At 45.5% G+C, this 19,254-nt stretch carries 13 protein-coding genes and 1 pseudogene; 7 read left to right on the top strand and 7 right to left on the bottom strand.

The annotated features are described in order from the left end of the window. Window positions 1–63 precede the first annotated feature (63 nt). Window positions 64–2,772 (top strand): AAA-like domain-containing protein, encoded by a 2,709-nt coding sequence (locus IQ270_RS03475; RefSeq protein WP_193971870.1) that lies wholly within the window; start codon window positions 64–66, stop codon window positions 2,770–2,772. Between the two features lie 142 nt (window positions 2,773–2,914). Here IQ270_RS03475 and IQ270_RS03470 read toward each other — a convergent pair whose 3' ends face one another. After that, entirely contained in the window at window positions 2,915–3,379 is a 465-nt protein-coding gene (locus IQ270_RS03470; RefSeq protein ID WP_193971869.1) for a COP23 domain-containing protein, read from the bottom strand. A gap of 342 nt (window positions 3,380–3,721) precedes the next feature. Here IQ270_RS03470 and IQ270_RS03465 point away from each other — a divergent pair, with 342 nt between their 5' ends. Both IQ270_RS03465 and IQ270_RS03460 read left to right on the top strand, forming a co-directional pair. Further along, the gene (locus tag IQ270_RS03465) at window positions 3,722–4,219 is read left to right on the top strand and encodes an HNH endonuclease (RefSeq protein ID WP_193971868.1); all 498 of its coding nucleotides are present in this window, start codon (window positions 3,722–3,724) and stop codon (window positions 4,217–4,219) included. Between the two features lie 239 nt (window positions 4,220–4,458). Beyond that, the gene (locus IQ270_RS03460) at window positions 4,459–5,733 is read left to right on the top strand and encodes a bifunctional oligoribonuclease/PAP phosphatase NrnA (RefSeq protein ID WP_193971867.1); all 1,275 of its coding nucleotides are present in this window, start codon (window positions 4,459–4,461) and stop codon (window positions 5,731–5,733) included. Window positions 5,734–6,005: 272 nt separating this feature from the next. Here the strand turns inward: IQ270_RS03460 and IQ270_RS03455 are convergent, their stop codons facing one another. After that, entirely contained in the window at window positions 6,006–6,254 is a 249-nt protein-coding gene (locus tag IQ270_RS03455; RefSeq protein ID WP_193971866.1) for a hypothetical protein, read from the bottom strand. Window positions 6,255–6,291: 37 nt separating this feature from the next. Here IQ270_RS03455 and sixA point away from each other — a divergent pair, with 37 nt between their 5' ends. Then, on the top strand, window positions 6,292–6,786 hold the full coding sequence (gene sixA / locus IQ270_RS03450) for a phosphohistidine phosphatase SixA (protein ID WP_193971865.1): 495 nt from the start codon (window positions 6,292–6,294) through the stop codon (window positions 6,784–6,786). 108 nt (window positions 6,787–6,894) lie between these two features. Further along, complete coding sequence (locus tag IQ270_RS03445) at window positions 6,895–8,067, top strand: citrate synthase (RefSeq protein ID WP_193971864.1); 1,173 nt, start codon at window positions 6,895–6,897, stop codon at window positions 8,065–8,067. Window positions 8,068–8,454: 387 nt separating this feature from the next. Here IQ270_RS03445 and IQ270_RS03440 read toward each other — a convergent pair whose 3' ends face one another. Both IQ270_RS03440 and IQ270_RS03435 read right to left on the bottom strand, forming a co-directional pair. Beyond that, the gene (locus tag IQ270_RS03440) at window positions 8,455–8,970 is read right to left on the bottom strand and encodes a DUF29 family protein (protein ID WP_193971863.1); all 516 of its coding nucleotides are present in this window, start codon (window positions 8,968–8,970) and stop codon (window positions 8,455–8,457) included. Between the two features lie 136 nt (window positions 8,971–9,106). Further along, complete coding sequence (locus IQ270_RS03435) at window positions 9,107–11,221, bottom strand: TIGR00300 family protein (protein ID WP_193971862.1); 2,115 nt, start codon at window positions 11,219–11,221, stop codon at window positions 9,107–9,109. Window positions 11,222–11,777: 556 nt separating this feature from the next. On the opposite strand from IQ270_RS03435, the pseudogene IQ270_RS32115 reads away from it, so the two are divergent. Then, window positions 11,778–11,906: pseudogene (locus IQ270_RS32115) on the top strand (DUF433 domain-containing protein); the annotation flags it as partial. Window positions 11,907–12,189: 283 nt separating this feature from the next. Here IQ270_RS32115 and IQ270_RS03425 read toward each other — a convergent pair. Next, on the bottom strand, window positions 12,190–15,396 hold the full coding sequence (locus IQ270_RS03425) for a PAS domain-containing protein (protein ID WP_193971861.1): 3,207 nt from the start codon (window positions 15,394–15,396) through the stop codon (window positions 12,190–12,192). Between the two features lie 780 nt (window positions 15,397–16,176). Further along, window positions 16,177–17,115 (bottom strand): glycosyltransferase, encoded by a 939-nt coding sequence (locus tag IQ270_RS03420; RefSeq protein ID WP_193971860.1) that lies wholly within the window; start codon window positions 17,113–17,115, stop codon window positions 16,177–16,179. Between the two features lie 308 nt (window positions 17,116–17,423). On the opposite strand from IQ270_RS03420, the gene IQ270_RS03415 reads away from it, so the two are divergent. After that, entirely contained in the window at window positions 17,424–18,626 is a 1,203-nt protein-coding gene (locus IQ270_RS03415) for an argininosuccinate synthase (protein WP_193971859.1), read from the top strand. Window positions 18,627–18,629: 3 nt separating this feature from the next. Here the strand turns inward: IQ270_RS03415 and IQ270_RS03410 are convergent, their stop codons facing one another. Beyond that, window positions 18,630–18,782: a hypothetical protein gene (locus IQ270_RS03410; RefSeq protein ID WP_193971858.1), complete on the bottom strand. Its 153-nt coding sequence runs from the start codon at window positions 18,780–18,782 to the stop codon at window positions 18,630–18,632. Between the last annotated feature and the right edge of the window lie 472 nt (window positions 18,783–19,254).

The raw sequence follows: 19,254 nt of genomic DNA, 5'->3' as shown, positions 1-19,254 counted from the left end.
TCTTGAGTCCGCGCAGGCGGACTTTGTTTGTATAGTAGCGGTTTCAACCGCCGAATAAGTCATATGAATTTTACCACAAAATCCAGTTACTATCAAGTCGGCGGCAGTCTCACCAATAACGCGCCCAATTATGTGAAGCGGCAAGCAGATGACGATTTTTATAACGGCTTGAAAGCAGGGGAATTTTGCTATGTTTTGAATTCCCGACAAATGGGAAAATCTAGCTTGCAAGTGCGGACAATTCAGCGACTCAGAGATGAAGGAATTGCTTGTGCTGCGATCGACATTTCGGAAATTGGCAACCGTAGCGTGACTCCAGAACAGTGGTATGCTGGGTTGCTCCGCATTCTGGAAAATAACTTTAACCTGTCGGATGTTGTTAACGTGCGGAGTTGGTGGCGCGATCGCAATTTTTTAACTCCGGTGCAAAGATTGAGCGAATTCATCGAAACTGTACTGCTAGCCAACATTTCCGGCAATATTGTCATTTTTATTGACGAAATCGACAGCATTCTCGCCTTGGATTTTCCCGCCGATGATTTTTTGGCGTTAATTCGATCGTGCTACAACAAGCGCGCCAACAATCCAGAATTCGATCGCCTGACGTGGGCTCTGTTAGGCGTAGCATCGCCGACGGATTTGTGCCGCGACAAAAATCTGGGCAGCAACACCCCTTTTAATATCGGCAGGGCGATCGAATTAACTGGTTTTGACGAAACAGAAGCCCAACCCCTAGCAGCCGGGTTAGCAGAGCTGACAGACCAATCTGCGGAAGTTTTGAAAGAAGTTTTGTATTGGACGGGCGGGCAACCTTTTCTGACTCAAAAGCTGTGCAAACTTCTGCTTGAAAATGCCGAATTAATCCCGGATTTACCGCAGCGAGTCAATAATCCTCAAGAGTGGGTGGAGAAAGTAGTGCGGTTGAAGATTGTGGAGAATTGGGAATCTCAGGATGTGCCCGAACATTTGTCCACAATTCGCGATCGGCTTTTCAAAGAAAACCGACGCATTATCAGAAGACTCGGATTGTACCAGCAAATTTTGCAGCAAGTTGAAATTGTTCCCGACGGTAGTGCCGAACAAATGGAATTGCGATTAACCGGATTAATCGTCAAGCGCCGGGAAAACTTAACAATTTCTAATCCAATTTATCAAGCTGTATTTAACAAAAACTTAATCGCCCAAAAAATCGAAAAACTCTCGCCTTACTCAGCAGCTATCAAAGCTTGGCTGAATTCAAACTGTGAAGACGATTCCCAACTGTTGCGCGATGACGATTTGCAGTCAGCATTAGTTTGGGCGACAGACAAAAGTTTGAGAAACGAAGATTTCCAGTTTTTGACAGCCAGCCAAAAAATGATTTTGAGCGACCAAAATCAACTGCTGCTTGCAGCTACGCTAGAAACAAAAAAAGCGGCGCGCGATGCCGAAACAGCTTTGATTGAAGCTGATGCAGCCAAGCAAAAAGCGCAACAGTGGATCGGCATCGGTTCGGCGGTACTGGCAGCATCGTTAGTTGGGGCGATCGGCTTTTCAACTCTCGCTTACCAGCGCTTCAAACTGGCACAAGCAAGTATTGAAATCGAACAAAACGGCAGCGATGCTTTGCTATTGGCGGTATCTCAAAAAACCGAAAATAGCCAAGCTTTATCAGAAGCTTTACTCAGGGCGATCGCCTCGGGAGAAAAATTAAAAATATTGGTCAAAAATAAGCAGCATTTAGAACAATATCCGGCAACTAGACCGCTATTAGCATTACAAATAATTCTCGACAAAATCAACAATAAACAGCAAATAAAAATATCATTGCTCCCGCACAGAAAAATTAATTGGAAAGCTCATGCAGGTGCAGTTACCAGCGTCAATTTTAGCCCTGACAGACAAATCTTAGCAACCGCAGGCGTAGACAGTACAGTTCGGATTTGGAACTTTTCAGGACAGAAAATTGCTGAATGGAAAACTTTTCAGAAGTCAGTTAATATGGTAAGCTTTAGCCCGGACGGCAAGTTTTTAGCAACGGCAGGACAGGACAAAACAGTTAAATTGTGGAAATTATCAGGAAAAAATATTTCTAGTTTTAAAGCAATTGAAGGCTCAGTTACCAGCATCAGTTTTAGTCCGGACTTAAAATTTTTAGCTGCGGCAGGAATAGACAGCAATGCAGCAATTTTGCCGCTGTCAAAACTGCAAAAAGTAACATTATCTAGCGTGAAACTTTCCGGTCACAACGGTTTAGTCAGGAGCGTTAATTTTAGCCCCAATGGAGATTTTGTAACGACTTTAGACGGCAAATCTACAGTACGAATTTGGAATTTGTCTGGACAACTCGAAAAAACACTGCCGATGCAGGCAATTGGTATCAGCTTCAGTCCCTATCCACAGCAGTATCGCTTTGCTACAGTAACATTGAACGGCAAAATTGGGTTGTGGAATCTGTCAGAAAAAGAATTAGTTAGTGAATTTCAAACCTTGCATTTAGATGCGAAATCAATCAGTTTTAGTCCCGACGGAGAAAGGCTGGCTACTGTGGGAATTGACAAGACTGTGCGACTGTGGAATTTAGCGGGGCGGCAGGTTGCTCAATTTGAGTTTGAGGAGAATGTTGTTAGTGTCGGTTGGAGTCGAGATGGAAAGCAAATTGCTGTAGCTGGAAGCAATGGCACTGTCTGGCTGAGGCAGGTTGAAGGGTTGGAAGAATTGTTGAAGCAAAGCTGCGATTTTCTTGGCACTCAACCCGAGTATTTGAGAAGGATTTCAAATATTTGCAAGTAATCAAATTATTAAGAATACAGACACGGCAATGTCGATATATCGTAATAAATAAGGCACTACGAACCCATATTACTAAGAAGGCAGAGCCTCCGCACCTGGATTACCAGGCAGAGCCTGGTAACGAGCTAATGACTAATGACTATCAATTTACTTTGACAGGCGAAACACTTACATTAGGATTTTTGACTCTTCTGAGGAGTTCTTGTCGGGCTTGTTCGGGATTTTGTCCTCTTGGTACTTGATATAATAATCTACAGGAACCGTCTTGAGAATTAGCTGCACAAATAATTAGTTGACCGCTGGGGGATGCACCTGCTGTGACAATATTGTCCCAGCTTCCTTGGGGTTGCGAGTTGTTGAGAATTCCCGAGACTCGGGTGCAGCGAGTAATTGCGTCTTCTCCTGATTCATTGAAATAGTTATCGGCTATCCACAGAATAACGGGAATATTTTTGCCTTGTTGCACAGCAATTGTGGCTGGCCGCCCGCCTGCAGCACCGCAGAAGAATGATGGGCTTTGGGCAAAGGCGGGACTGTTTGCTAAAATCGGAGCAGCCAGGGCAATAATTGACGCGCTAAAAACTGACTTGAGGAGCCGAAATTTCATGAGCAGTAATAAGCTTTTTCATTGATGGTTACTAATACTGTAAAAAGTTATAGTGTTTGTTGCCGGGAAGATTAGGCATTTAGGGAAAAAAATCAAATTTATTCTGCAAATTTTTGCCGATCGCACATACTCGTCTGGTATAGGCCAAAACTCCCGGAAAAAAGCTCGCCGACACCGAGGGCAAAAAATAGGTGCAGCCACAAAGGGCGAAAGCGCGAAGCTATAGGGTAAAGGCGCGGTTTTTCACTGTTTTTTGTTGAGTCTTGCCAAGACCGAGCCCGCCCCCCCCTAAGCTGCAATCTGTGTTAGCATCAGTAAAAATCTTCTCTTTAATAATCAACAATGGGCAATGTTTTGGTGCTCAACGCCTCCTACGAACCGCTCAACATCACCAATTGGCGAAGGGCGGTAGTTTTGTTGCTGAAAGGAAAAGCAGAACAGGTAGAACACAACGGGAAATTTATTGCGCCAAACTTCCCGCTACCAACTGTGATCCGACTGCGGCATTACGTCCGAGTTCCTTATAAGGATATTCCGCTCACCCGCCGGAACATCTTGCACCGGGACGCGCACTCTTGTCAATACTGCGGTTATAGCGGGGACGATTTGACGCTCGATCACGTGATTCCTCGATCGCGCGGAGGAGGCGACAGTTGGGAAAACCTCGTCACGGCTTGTATGCGCTGCAACGTGAATAAAGGCAGCCGCACCCCGAAAGAATCGGGAATGCTGCTGCGCTATCCGCCGAGGAAGCCTCACAGCGGTCTTTATTTTGAAGTGACTAAACACGTTAAGAGCGGTATGCACAAAGAATGGCAAAAATATGTAATCGGTCTTTAAAACCCCTGTCAGCTAAAGCGCGGGGGTTTTTTGCGGAAGTTTTGATTTGTCAGGACTGCGCCAAGATGCGATCGCCCGATAATAGTTTAGAGTTAAATAGTTAAATAGAGAAATTATGCTCTTAAATCGGGTTTCCGATCGGCAATATTGGGTTTGACAGCGAGAAACCTACAAAGAAACCGGGTTTAAAAGCTTTTAGCGCGCCACTCCTGACAGAATTAAATGGTTAATTTTTAACGATGAAAGACCGCCCCTCTACCAATTCAGATGAAACCTCCAGCAACCTCGAAGGTGAGGTTGACGCGATAGTCGAAGTTTTACCCGGAGTCAGCGGGCCCCTGAAACGGCGATCCAAAGCCGAAGTTGCTTCCGAAGACAATCGCGCTAGTCTCCGCGAGGAAATGCACGAACGCAAAGTCAAGGAATTGCGCCAAATGTTCGATCGCCACAAAGGCAATCGCCAGTTAATCTTGCTGCAAGATTTTCCCGATCCCGACGCGCTTTCTAGCGCTTGGACTTACAAATTAATGGCGGAAAAATACGATATCCAATGCGAGATTCTCTACGCCGGCGCTCTCAGCCACCAAGAAAATATTGCCTTAGTGAAATTGACAGGGTTGCCGTTGCAGCGGTGGACGCTGGAAATGGCAAAAAGTAAAGATTTGTCGGCTTATAAGGGGTGCGTTTTTATCGACAACCAAGGCACAACTTGTAACTTAACTGAGTTTATTTTAGGGGCGGGAATTCCGATCGCAGCAGTGATCGACCACCACAGTTTGCAGGGGGAAATGAACGCAGAATTTACGGATTTGCGTCCGGAAATCAGGGCGACAGCCACGATTTTTACGGAGTATTTGCAGGCGGGAATGCTAGCTTTTGACAGCAGTATCAGCCAGCACGTCAAGTGCGCTACGGCTTTGATGCACGGTTTGCGCTCGGATACGAACTCCCTCAGACAAGCTCAGGAGGAAGAGTTTTTAGCTGCTGCTTATTTGAGCCGTTTTTATGACCCGCAGTTGTTGAATGCGGTGTTGCAGTCGTCTCGTTCTAAGTGGGTGATGGACGCGATCGAGCGATCGCTCAAACACCGCATCGTCCAGAACAATTTTTCGATCGCCGGCATCGGCTACCTCCGCTATGACGATCGGGATTCTATTCCCCAAGCGGCGGACTTTTTAGTGACAGAAGAGAACGTACACACAGCCGTTGTCTATGCAATTGTTCACGACAAAGACGAAGAAATTGAAGTGGTAATTGGCTCGCTGCGAACTAATAAACTGACTCTCGATCCGGACGAATTTATTAAAGAAGCTTTCGGACAAGATGCTGAAGGACGCTTTTTTGGCGGTGGCAGAAGTCAAGCTGGAGGCTTTGAAATTCCGGTGGGATTTCTTTCTGGCGGGAATGAGGATAGCGATTATGCCAGGATGAAATGGGAAGTATTTGATGCTCAAATCAAGCAAAAGTTGCTCGATTTAGTTAGTCCTAAAGATAATCCTGTTTACGATCATTAATTAGGAGTTTTTAGCTGGTATTTCAATCAGCAAAAGCCGGGGAATACTGCTGGCGAAGCAAAGACAGTACCAACTATTGATACACGATGTTTTTATCACCGCAGATACAGGCAGATTCACACAGATTAACGCCTCGGAATTAGACCGATTTTGGTGGCAGCGTCTGCGGTTGACTGTTGACTACTGATTTCTATACATCTGCGTCAATCCCTTGTCATCTGCGGTTGAATTTTCTCTTTTTATCACCGCAGATACAGGCAGATTCACACAGATTAACGCCTCGTCGGAATTAGAGCGTTTTCGGTGGCAGCGGTTGACGGTTGACTGTTGACTTGGTGTGACAAATGGGATGCGGAGGGATTTGATATTTCTTGCACCCATTGGATCTCCGAACCCGAACAAAAGTCTAAAATTTTCGGCTGGCCCAGATGCTGGTGTCGGACATCAATTACCCGTTTTTGGGCGAGGTCAATGCAGTTGTAGAATAGGTGAAAATGTCGATCGCGACAAATTTTACCCATCGCGTGCGATCGCACAGCAATCAAAAGGACAGTTAAAGTGCATCTATATCTGTTCCGTCACGGCATCGCAGCCGAACCCGAAGAATACGAGACAGACTCAGAAAGGCCGCTGACTAAACAGGGCGATCGTAAAACCCGAAAAATTGCCCAGCGGCTGTACGATCTCGAAATTCAGTTCGATCTGATTCTCGCCAGTCCCCTGCTGCGGGCACAGCAAACCGCCCAAATCCTGCTTTCAGTCGGTTTGAGTGCCAAAATCACAGAGTCCGCAGCCCTGGCACCATCAGGAGACATCGGGGACTGGCTCAAGTGGTACAAGCAGTGGCAGGAAACAGGCAGCCGCAGCTTAGTCCTAGTGGGTCACCAACCAGATTTGGGCAACTGGGCAGAAACTTTGCTTTGGGGGCGATCGCAAGATGCCCTCATCCTCAAAAAAGCAGGTATCATCGGCTTAATCCTACCCGAAACAGGCTCCCCAGTAGGTCGCAGCCAAATGTTCTGGCTGACTGGGCCCAAGTTTTTGCTGGGGTAGACAGCGAATAGTCACATTAATTGATTATTGTTTGTTAACGCGGTGACACTATCTTGGTTTCTGGTAATGTAATTTGATTAGATTCAACTCACACACTACGGTATCGCAATGGTCGTCGGCGAATTCAAACCAGGTTTAGAAGGTGTTCCCGCCACCTTGTCCAGCATTAGTTACGTAGATGGACAAAAAGGGGTGCTAGAATATCGCGGGATTAGGATTGAGGAACTAGCACTCAAAAGTTCCTTTGTGGAAACTGCATATTTATTAATCTGGGGTGCGCTTCCGACAAAGGAAGAACTAGAAGCTTTCGAGCACGAAATTCGCTATCACCGCCGGATCAAATATCGCATCCGGGATATGATGAAATGCTTCCCCGAAAGAGGACATCCCATGGACGCGCTGCAAGCTTCAGCAGCGGCTTTGGGCTTATTCTACTCGCGCAGAGCTCTGGCTAACCCGGCATACATTCGAGAAGCTGTAGTGCGGCTGCTAGCCAAAATTCCGACAATGGTGGCGGCATTCCAGCAAATGCGGCGGGGTAATGACCCGCTGTTACCGAGGGACGACTTGAACTACTCGGCTAACTTTCTTTATATGCTCAACGAGCGAGAACCCGATCCGCTGTTGGCTAATATTTTTGATGCTTGTCTGACTCTCCACGCCGAACATACAATCAATGCTTCTACTTTTTCGGCAATGGTAACAGCTTCGACGCTGACAGACCCTTACGGGGTGATAGCTTCAGCAGTTGGCACTTTGGCCGGGCCGCTGCACGGGGGAGCGAATGAAGAAGTGATTGATATGTTGCAGCAAATTGGTTCGGTAGAAAACGTGCGACCTTTTGTTGAGAAGTGCGTTGAAAATAAGGAAAAAATCATGGGATTCGGCCACCGAGTTTACAAGGTGAAAGATCCGAGAGCAACTATTCTTCAAGGGTTGGCAGAACAGTTGTTTGAAAATTTTGGCCACGACGATTATTACGACATTGCTATCTTGTTGGAAAAAGTGGTTGAGGAAAAAATGGGTCATAAAGGAATTTATGCAAATGTAGATTTCTATTCTGGTTTGGTGTATCGGAAAATGGGAATTCCGATCGACTTATTTACTCCTGTTTTTGCGATCGCCCGAGTTGCAGGCTGGCTGGCCCACTGGAAGGAACAGCTAGAAGCAAACCGCATTTACCGCCCGACTCAAATATATACGGGTACTCACGGTGTTCCTTATATTGCGATCGGGGAAAGGTTGCCCGACTCAAGCATCGCGATCGACCGCGAGCGGTAAAATGGCGATAGATATTGTTTTGCACAGTGAAATGTTGAATCAAAAATTGATTTCGCGCTGCGACTCAGGAAGCAATTTGGGCCTACCAACAACTGCCGTGCTGGGTTTCACCCCCCTTGTGTTTTGTGCTGTTCGTTAGCGACAATGTTGCTAAGTGACGATTTTCAGGAACTCCGGTCCTCAGACTTGCGGGTCTGAGGCTTTTTATTGCAATATCCGGCGTTGCCGCCGATGTACAAGCAGTTGCACCAAAATCTGTAATAAAAGCGCGAAAGACCCAGTAAACCCGCCCTAGCCGCGGTCTAATTTACGAATAGCTTTCGATAGGGTGCGATCGCACACATCGTTTCTACGCTGAGTATTCTACAGCAACGCCTTTTTCTATTTTTAACTCTCTACATTCCAATCTTCACCACCAGGTAACTGCGACAAATATTCATCGATGACATCCTCAAATTCAGCTCTAGAATAAGTGTATGTCAGGGACAGTAGCTCAGTTGCGATCGCAACCATTTGCTCTCTGTCCACCCTCTTAGCAAGTTGAGCACGGCTTAACCTTCCTTCCAACACTTCCCTGCTAGCCTCACGAATTGCGGCTTCTAGTTCATCTTCTAGAAAAGGCTCCCACTCCGAAGCATTGATGTAGTAAGATGTTTTATTATCTTTGAGATTGAGCTTTTTAATACCTCGGACAGAATTAGCAATAGAAGCAGCCCAAGAATTAGTTAAACGCTGCTCTACTTGGTTTTTAATTAAGTGGATTAGCAGAATTAGTAAAAAAGAACCGATATTCCGCAGAGTTGCTTGTTTGCTCATGCCCTCTAATTCATCGATAATCAAGAGAGCATCTTCATTCCTCCCCTCTAAAATACAATTTCTCAGGTCTATTAATTCCTGTACCATTGCTTTTGGCCTCAATATTTATAGGAATTTCGTAAGGTGCGCTGCGGCGCACCCTACGCACTCTATTCTTCAGTCCGCGGAGGCGGACATTGTTTGTGTAGACGCGGTTTCAACCGCCGAGTCTAAATGGATTCAGTTACACGGATTGAGTTACATGATGGCGGCTAGTCAACTTATCCAATTGATTCACCAACAAACTCAGGAACAATCCCACATCGGTAACAACTCCCGTAGATTCGATCGACCCCCGATCGCTCAATTTCGTCACCACCGCCGGATTAATGTCCACACAGACCATCTTCACACCCGCCGGCGTCATATTTCCCACACCAATTGAGTGCAGCATAGACGACAGCATTAACACCATATCCGCGCCCCGTAACAGCTCAGTATACTCTTCTTGAGCCTTCACCAAATCCATTTGCGTGTCGGGAAGCGGCCCGTCATCGCGGATCGAACCAGCCAGCGAAAACGGTATATGATGCTTCACGCACTCGTACATCACACCATTAGTAACCAGGCCAGCTTCAACAGCTTTTGCAATACTTCCGTAACGCCGCACAGTGTTAATTATTTTCAAGTGGTGGCGGTGTCCGCCCCGCACAGCAACACCGCGTTTCATGTCAACTCCCAAAGAAGTTCCCATGCTAGATTGTTCCATGTCGTGAACTGCGATCGCATTGCCGCCCAACAACGCTTGCACGTAACCTTCGCGAATCAAATGCGCTAAATGTTCGCCGCCGCCAGTATGAATGACTACAGGCCCTGCGGTAACAACAACTTTACCACCCCGATCGCGAATTTGGCGCAATTCCCAGGCTACTTGTTCCACCACCAATTCTACCCGGCGTTCGCTAGAAACGCTCCCCGACATAAAGCTGAATTCCTGAGAATTCCGTTGTTCCCGCGATTCTGTTTTGCGGATAGTGCGGATGCCGACCACATCGACAACGACTTTTTCACCTACTTTTAGATCCCGCAATAATTTGCAGGTTGCGACTGGGCCATCAGCAGTTTCAGTAATAGCAACGGCACCATCCATCCGCTGATTTTGCGCTTTCACCCACTGACCGTTTACCCGCACTTCCGTGGGATAAATCGTACTGACGTAAAAGTCATCTGGGCCAACACCATCTTGCACGACATCTTCTAAAATAGCGTCGCAAATCTCTTGCGGTGGAGGCACTGCACCCAAGTCGATCAGCATTCCCATCATTTCTTCCATCACATCGTGGGAAGGAGCCGAAACTTTAACGTCCGCAGAAGATGTACTTTGCCGCTGCTCTCCCAGATTGAAATTGAGCACTTGGAAACTGCCGCCGAGATCGACAATTAAGTCTAAAGCGCGGCTGATTAAACCAGCATCCAGCAGGTGGCCTTCCATGCGAATTGTGCGGCTTTCGACCATCACGTTTGCCGATCGATCTTCTTGAACCGGTTCCGTTACCCTGAGCGTCAAACACTTACAGGCACCGCCCGCTTTCAGGAATTCGCTCATCGGTGTTTCAATAACTTTAAAACCAGCTTTAGCGATGCGAGTTTTCAAGCCTTCGCTGACCTTGTTCATTACCACAGTTTGGTCAATATTTACAGCATTGCAGGCAAAATTTGCAGCATCTGCTTCTTCAATAGCAATGCGTTTTTCCGGCGCAACTCGCATTTCAATTAGGCGGTTCGAGTAGGAGTCAAATGCTGCTGGATAGTAGAGCAAATATCCGCCGTTGAGCGGACAAAAACAGGTGTCTAAATGATAGAAACGTTCGTCTACTAAACGCAGCGAAAGCACTTCTATGTTGAGCCATTTTGCTAGCAGCGGGTGCGAGTCGAGTTCGGAACGGAAGCCGTACCCTGCCCACAGCCAGCGTCCTTCGCGATCGAGCAAAGCATCGCCAGCACCCTCAAATGGCAAGTCTTTCGGGAGTTCGTGCACGGTGAAACCTTTGGTTTCAAACCATGCTTTGAAATAAGGTTCTTCGCCTTGCCGCTCTTTGTGATAGAAACGGCTGAGGACGAAAGTATTACCTAAAAGCAAGCCTGCATTGGCTGTGAAAACCATATCCGGCCAGCCTTTTTCCGGTGGCACCAAGTCTACTACGGCGTTTTCTTTGAGGATGTGGTAGAGTTTTTCCCACTGTTCGACAGCGCGATCGCGCGATGATTTGTGGACATTTCCCTCCATCCAGGGGTTAATCACGTAGTCTACATCGTAGTGGTCGGGGGCGCACATCAAGAAGCGAATTGAGTCAGTCATAATTTAGTTAAAATGCGGTAGATGCTACAGACTTAAGTTGACAGAGTTTGCTTGAGAACAACTGCAATATTCGCCCGTCACGCCAAGAGTGCAACATCTGGTCGCTAAAAAAGTAACTTTTAACTATATCACATCAAGGCGTATTTTGAGTAAAAAGGGGCTGCCAGCGGGAAGTAATGAAATCTTGACAATGCTGCCCGTGCTCGCACCCAAAACAGTCGGGTATACCTAATATCTTGTACCTGCGGTCAAAAACCTGTAGGGGTTCGCTTCACCAATAGCTTTCTCATGATACCCAAAGACTCAAAAACCCGCCCCCAAAAGCGCGATCGTCCAGAACATCGATCTGGGTGCCTGATGTAAGTATATAATTAAAGTAATACAGTGCGATCTTGTTGCGATTAATTTGATCAACAAACAAATAGCCATGACGATCGCAGCCACTGAATATAAATACGTACAACTAGACGATCGCAATATCCCCATCATTGAAGGGACATCAATGAAAATCGTAGAGTTACTTACCTCTGTGAAAGCCTACGGTTAGACCCCTGAAGAATTGCTACAAAGTTACCCTCACCTTACCCAGAGCAAAATTTACTCAGCATTGGCCTACTATTTGGACAAGCAACAAGAAATAGACGCAGATATCGAGCGGCGCGAGGAGTATGTAAAACAGTTATAACAAGAAGCTGGCGAATCTGCTTTTGCTGCTAGAATGCGCCCTCAAGGGTTATTGAAATGAGTCCATTTTCCTTGTTCCTTGTTCCTTGTTCCTTTTTCCATTACATCATTTCCAGTTACATCGGTATTCTTCAAGCAGTCAACAGTCAACAGTCAGTAGGGGCGGTGCCTGTGAGTGCGGGTCCTTCTTAACAGTCAACAGTCAACAGTCAACAAAAGTGCAACCGGAATTGATATTACATCCTTTACATCCGCTACAAAATCCGTTGTCGAACTTGCTTCTTTTAACTGTTAATTTTCAACTTTTGCAAAATCGGAAGTTCGATCGCAAATTCTGTTCCCCGCCCAACTTCGGAACAGCACGACAACTTACCGCCGTGGCTGTCTTTGACAATTTGGTAACTAATCGACAATCCCAAACCAGTGCCGCTGCCGATCGGCTTTGTAGTAAAAAACGGGTCAAACATCCTTGACTGAACCTCTGGAGGGATACCGGCCCCATTGTCAGCAATCCGCACAATAACTAGATTGTCTCCATTTATTTCAGTGCTAATCTGAATCTGAAGATGTTTTTCAAACATTTGCCTGGAATCATTGGTAACTGTTGGAATATTGTTTGCTAATGACTGATGACTGATGACTAATGACTCTTCACAAGCGTCGATCGCATTCAACAGCAAATTCATAAACACCTGGTTTAATTGCGCCGGATAGCACTCGATTTTTGGCAGTTCGCCGTAATTTTTAATAATTTTAATTTCCCCACCTTTTGGCTGTGACTGCAATCGCTGCTGTAAAAGCACCAAAGTGCTCTCGATACCTTCATGAATATCTGTTAACTTTATATCCTTTTCATCCAGTCTCGAAAAGTTTCTCAAAGACAACACAATTTGCTTAATTCGGTTAGCACCTCCTTTCATTGAAGCCATAATTTTCGGAAAATCTTCAGCGATAAAATATACATCGACTTCGGCTAATTTTTCGGCAATTTCTGGAACTGGTTCAGGATAGTGTTGCTGGTATATCTGGAGCAATTTTATTAAATCGCCAGCGTACTGTGCGGCCGGAACAATATTGCCGTAAATGAAGCTGATCGGGTTATTAATTTCGTGGGCAACTCCCGCTACCATTTGCCCGATACTTGACATCTTTTCGGTTTGAACGAGATGGGATTGAGCATTTTTTAAGTGTTCCAGAGTTTGTGCTAACTGTTGGGCTTTTTCTCGTTCTCGCTGTTCGCTAAATTGCAAATCTACTTCTGCTTGTTTGCGATCGCTAATATCGATGTGCGTTCCCGTCATCCGCAAAGGATTTCCCCAAGCATCCCGTTCCATCACCTTCCCTTGAGCCAAAATCCACTTCCACTCGCCGGATTTTGCCAACATCCTAAATTCCACTTCGTAAGTCGTATCTTTGCCTTCCCAGTGAGCATTTATCGCTGCTATAGCCGATGACAAATCCTCTGGATGTACCAGTCTTTCCCAGGATGCAAAACTATTTTCTATCTCCTCAACTTCATATCCCAGCATCGTTTTCCAGCGCGAATTAAAATACACTTCTTCCCTGGCAATATTCCAGTCCCACAATCCCATCGCACTACCTTCAAATGCCATATAAAAACGTTCTTCGCTAATTTGTAAAGCTGCTTCGGCTTGTTTGCGATCGGTGATATCCATTACTGTTCCCAAGAGTTTGATGACTTCTGGGGTTTCCTCGCTGAAAACACACGTTCCCCTTGCTTCCACATGTCGGATTTGGCCGCTAGGATGCAAAATTCGCAACTCTTTTTTGTAGGAAATTCCTTGCGAGATAGCAAAGGAGACAGTTTCTTGGAAGAAGTCTCTGTCGTCGCGATGACACATCTGTAAAAATTTGACATATGTCGGTTCAGGTGCGCTGGAGTCCAGACCAAAAATGCGGAATACTTCTTCTGACCAAGTAATCTTATTTGTGATGACATCAAATTCCCAACTGCCGATATGGGCAATTTTCTGGGCTGCTGCTAGACTAGCTTCGCTTTGTTGCAATTTCAGTCGCTGCTGTTTGTCTTGTTCGAGAAGATTGGCTTGGGCGATCGCAATTCCCATTTGTGCCGCCACAGTTTTCAATAATCCGATCTCGTCTTGGGTCCAATTGCGGCGATCGTACTGGTGCAAGCACATCATTCCGTTCGCTTTTCCCTGGTAGGAAGTGCGGACTGCTATCATCGACTTCAAACCTATTCCCTGGCACAAATCCCTAATATTTTCTAACAGCGGATCGGCAAAAACATCGTCACAAACTACAACTCGATCTTGGGACAATACAAACTGAACGTGAGAATTGCCATCCACGGGAATTTCTACATCTAAAAGCGACTGCGATTCCGATTTTGTGTACTTAGCCACACAAGAAAGCTGGGGAAGTGGATCTTCTGTGTAGGTATGAATCAAGCAGGTATCGGCATTAAAAACTCGACAAATTTGGGCCGCCGCTGTTTGAAAAACTCGCTCCTGCTTTAAGCTGTAGCGAATTTCCAGAGTAATTGTTTCTAGCAAAAATCTTTGCTTGATTTGCCGTTCCAAAGCAGCTAAAGCAGTTTTTAGTTCGAGTTCTGCTTGTTTGCGATCGCTAATTTCAGTAGCAGTTCCCAGAAATTTCCAAGGTTTGCCCTCCGCTGTTCTGACAAACACGGTATCTAGGCTAAAAAACCAGCGATATTCACCGTTTTTGTGCTGGATTCGGTACTCAAATTCAAAGGTTTCGCCGTCTTTCGATCTTTCAATCCGGCTCATATGTTCTGAGAAAGCCGGCAAATCGTCAGGGTGGATCAAGTTAGGAAAAAATGCGGCTGGCATTTGCTGTATTTCTGGCAGCGAGTAACCAAGATCGGCATATACTTCGCGATTTAGATATAAAATTCGCTGTTCTAGCAAATCGTAAACATACAAAAGATTAGGATTCATTTTAATTATTGCCGACAGCCACTGCTGACTTTCTCGCAGTTGTGCTTCCAGGCGCTGGCGTTCTTCTATTTCTGCTTGCAGCCGTGCATTTTGTGCTATAATTTGCTGGGAAAGTCGGCTGAGCAGCAGTTGATTTTCGACGCGAGCCACCACTTCTTCTATTTCAAACGGTTTAGTTATGTAGTCTACTGCCCCCAGGCCGAAAGCTTTGACTTTATCAATTACTTCATTTAAACAGCTTATAAAAATTACAGGAATATCTTTGGTTTCGGGACAAGCTTTTAGCTGTTCGCAAACTTTATAGCCATCCATACCGGGCATTATGATGTCCAGCAAAATCAAATCAGGTCGATTCGACCGAGCAAAGTTGAGAGCCAATTGGCCATCCCGTGTCGGTCGCGCTTTGTATCCCCGCTTAGACAAAAACTGGGATAAAAGGCGCAAGCTTTCTGGATTGTCGTCAACGATTAAAATATTTTGTTTTAGGCTACCAATTTCAGGTGTCAGTGTTTGTACTTTTGCGTATTTTTTGTCAGATTCTTTCATAATATATCCCCTCAAATTATTGAAAAACCGAGTTTAAAATTTAGCAAATTTCCTGATTTTGGAAAAACCAAACAATTAGCTTGCAGCAATGGTATTTGGTAGATGTTGTTCGATAGCGCCGATTTGATATCTGCAAGTTTTAATCAGCTCCTAATCTTGTTTTTGGAACGCTGGCGGTCATTCGATTTGAGATTTTAGATATTAGATTTATTTGCGACCGATGAATCTGGGAGATTTAACACGATGCTAAAAATTTGGGCTGTTCGCCACAGGAGTCGGGAGCTTGCATCAGTTTTCGGGCAGGGTCAATGAGCGCTTTCTACTATGCTTCGATCGGCTATAGCAGCGCAAATCAGACTCTCAGCCTTTTTTTGCGGTTGAGGCGGTGGAACTGTCCGATCGCCAAAATAGCGCACCCCTGATACTTGTAATAATTGTATCAAAAATGTTTAATTTTTTAAACCTTTTGCGGACAAAGTTATCTGAGGCGAGCGACTTTCACAGCCGACAATCCTCAAATCACCGCCACATTATGCAACTTTACATTAAACGTAAAACTTTGACAGCAGACGAATCATAAAAAGCCTGTAAACAGCACACAAGCGAGCCAGGGAAGCGAGAATCATGGGAAATTTATAGTGTTTTAAGCTTTGTTTTGCCTTTATTTATCCGGTTGTTTGGACTTGTGATTTCAGTAAATATACTTACTTTAAACAGCAACTACACTAGCCCCGACAAGCTTTGAGAGTCTTTTATCTTTTGTTTGGGCGATCGGCTAATTTATGGCATCTCGGTATTAGCCTTCAACTCACCGTAAGCAGAATAAACAGCTTTCACATTATACCAATTCAGAAAAATTCGAGCAATTTCCAAAGCTAACTGCGGCTTGCCTCGGTCAATCAACCACTGCAATAAAGGTTTCATCGTGTGCTCGTTTAGCAGCCCGCCCAAAGATAAAAAACCCCACAGTATTTGGTGTAGAACAGTCATTTGAATCATCAGCCTCACGTCCCAATTCGGGTGTTTTTGATAAAACAAAACTCCCATTCTTCCGCGCTGAATTTCTCGGTCAATCATGCCTGGTATTTGCTCTAAGTTAAAAGCTGGGTGCCAGTGGTAGCCAACAGCCTCCGGACATTTAATCAATTTTAAACCTAAGTTTTTTAACCTGACACCCAATTCTAAATCTTCCCATCCATAAAGTTGAAAGCGATTGTCAAACAGTCCAGCTTCCAGTAGCCAGTGGCGGGCGATCGCCACATTTCCCGTAGCAAAATAAGCCGCCGAAAAATCCGTTATTTTGTAAAGTTCCGAGGTGGGATTGTCGAAATTGCAAGTATTAATCACGCTACCGTAAGTAAAAACCGCATCAGTATCCTTGTATCCCTGTCGCAAAGCATCTGCGTGTGCTTGCAAAAAATGCTCTGTAACGACCAAATCGCTGTCGATAAAAATAATCGTATCGCCCTTTGCCTGTTCAACGCCCAAATTCCGGGCGGCGGCGGGACCTTGGTGAGATTGACAGATCGATCGCACGTGCGGCAACAAGTCGGGATTTGCCGCCAACCACTCGATCGTCGAGTCCGTCGAGCCATCATCGACTACAATCACCTCATAATCTGTGACACCGTTACCAAACTGCTGATTTTCCAGAGCCAGTAGACATTTTGCCAAAATCGGTTTACGATTGTACGTCGGAATCACAACACTAAAAAACACAGCTTTTCCCCATCGCCACAGTTACCGTATCCCACGGTAGCAGATTTTTCGCAGCAACTGTGCCTGGAAATGGTCAAGCTTAGCAAAAAAAGAATATCTAAATCTGTACTATTTCTGACAAGAATATATCTCAATTAGGTGCATAATACAAAGTTGGTTAAATATCACATCTTGCACTATTCTCCAGAACAGGCAAGATGCCTGTTCCACAAAAATTAAATTTTATTGTGGGGCGGGCATCTTGCCCGCCCTGAACAGCTTAGTGATAATGGTGCAAGATGTAAGTTAAATTCAGGATGTAAATAGCAATGAGTCGCGCTACAAAAGTTGTGCTAGCATATTCCGGCGGAGTTGATACCTCCGTCTGCATTCCTTACCTCAAAAACGAGTGGGGCGTCGAAGAGGTAATTACTCTGGCGGCGGATTTGGGACAGGGAGACGAGTTAGAACCGATCCGCAAAAAAGCTTTAGCATCGGGTGCTTCGGAATCTTTAGTTATTGATGCTACCGAGGAATTTGTCAAAGATTATGCGTTTCCAGCCATTCAAGCTAACGCGCTTTACGAAAATCGGTATCCGCTTTCTACGGCGCTGGCCCGCCCGCTGATTGCTAAATTGTTAGTAGAAGCTGCCGAAAAATACGGTGCAGATGCGATCGCCCACGGTTGTACGGGTAAAGGAAACGATCAAGTGCGGTTTGATGTGTCGATCGGCGCGCTAAATCCGAAGATTAAGATTTTAGCACCGGCGCGGGAGTGGAAAATGAGCCGGGAAGAAACCATCGCATACGGGGAAAAATGCGGCATTCCGTCGCCGGTGAAAAAGTCTTCGCCTTACAGTATCGATCGCAATTTGTTAGGAATGGCGATCGAAGCTGGAATCCTCGAAGATCCGTGGGCGGAACCGCCAGAAGAGGTATATTTGATGACAAAGGCGATCGAAAAAACTCCCGACACACCCGAATACATTGAAATCGGTTTCGATTGCGGAAGTCCCGTTAGTTTGAACGGCAAAGATTTAGCCCCAGTCGCCTTAATTACCCAACTCAACGAAATAGTTGGAAATCATGGAGTCGGGCGCATCGACATGATTGAAAACCGCCTAGTCGGCATTAAATCGCGGGAAATTTACGAAACACCAGCGATTTTAGTTTTGATGCACGCGCACCGCGACTTAGAAAGCTTAACCCTGACAGCAGATGTCACCCGGTACAAGCGAGGCATCGAAGAAACCTACAGCCAAATGATTTACAACGGTCTTTGGTACAACCCTTTAAAAACCGCTTTAGACGCATTTATTCAGGACACACAAAAGCGAGTAACTGGAACCGTGCGAATCAAACTGTTCAAAGGAAATGCCACAATTGTCGGCCGCAAATCCGAAAAATCGCTGTACAGTTTCGACTTAGCAACCTATGGCGCTGAGGATGACTTCGATCACAAAGCAGCAGAAGGATTTGTCTACGTTTGGGGACTGCCAACGCGCATTTGGTCGGAGAAGAATCGGGGTTAGAAATTAGTCCGGCGTGTACCACCAGGGTTTTAAACCCCTCGCGTCGGGCGAAAGTCCTCTAAAACAAAACTGACTAATATCATCTTCGTTCCATTGCCCGTTATCAAAACGGTTCGCAGTGATGACTTTAGTTAGCAACAGTTCGTAGTGAGGCATTGTCTCCTCACTACAAACCTTATTTATTAGGGTAGAGCGATCAAAGTTGATAGAATTCATTAATCATCTAATTAACCCGATCTAATTTTTCAGTCGTCTTGAGACGACTTTAGCTATAATCCGAGGTTTAAACCCGGCGGATTGTGCAGTTAATTGACAATAACTGAAGCAACTGCTACTCGTTCCAAGCCAGGAAAGATTGAAAGAAATCTAGGCAGTGAAGATTATATCGTTCTCTTGTCAAAAATCGGAGGAGATACACCTTACTCTTTCTCGATTAAACTTTCTTCTCAGCCGCAGTGAATAAACTTAGCTACGAATAATATAATCGCCTAAACAGAAGTACGATCGCCCTTCCTCCACCTCTTCAACAACTCCGGCGTCACCAAACCCTGCGGAAAAAATATCGTCCCCAAAACAATCAGTACCCCAAACACAATTAACCGCCCATCCCGCAGAAATTGCGCCAACC

The organism is Microcoleus sp. LEGE 07076, from assembly GCF_015207455.1.
GTDB lineage: Bacteria > Cyanobacteriota > Cyanobacteriia > Cyanobacteriales > Microcoleaceae > Microcoleus.
This window is presented reverse-complemented; position numbering and strand designations above follow the sequence as displayed.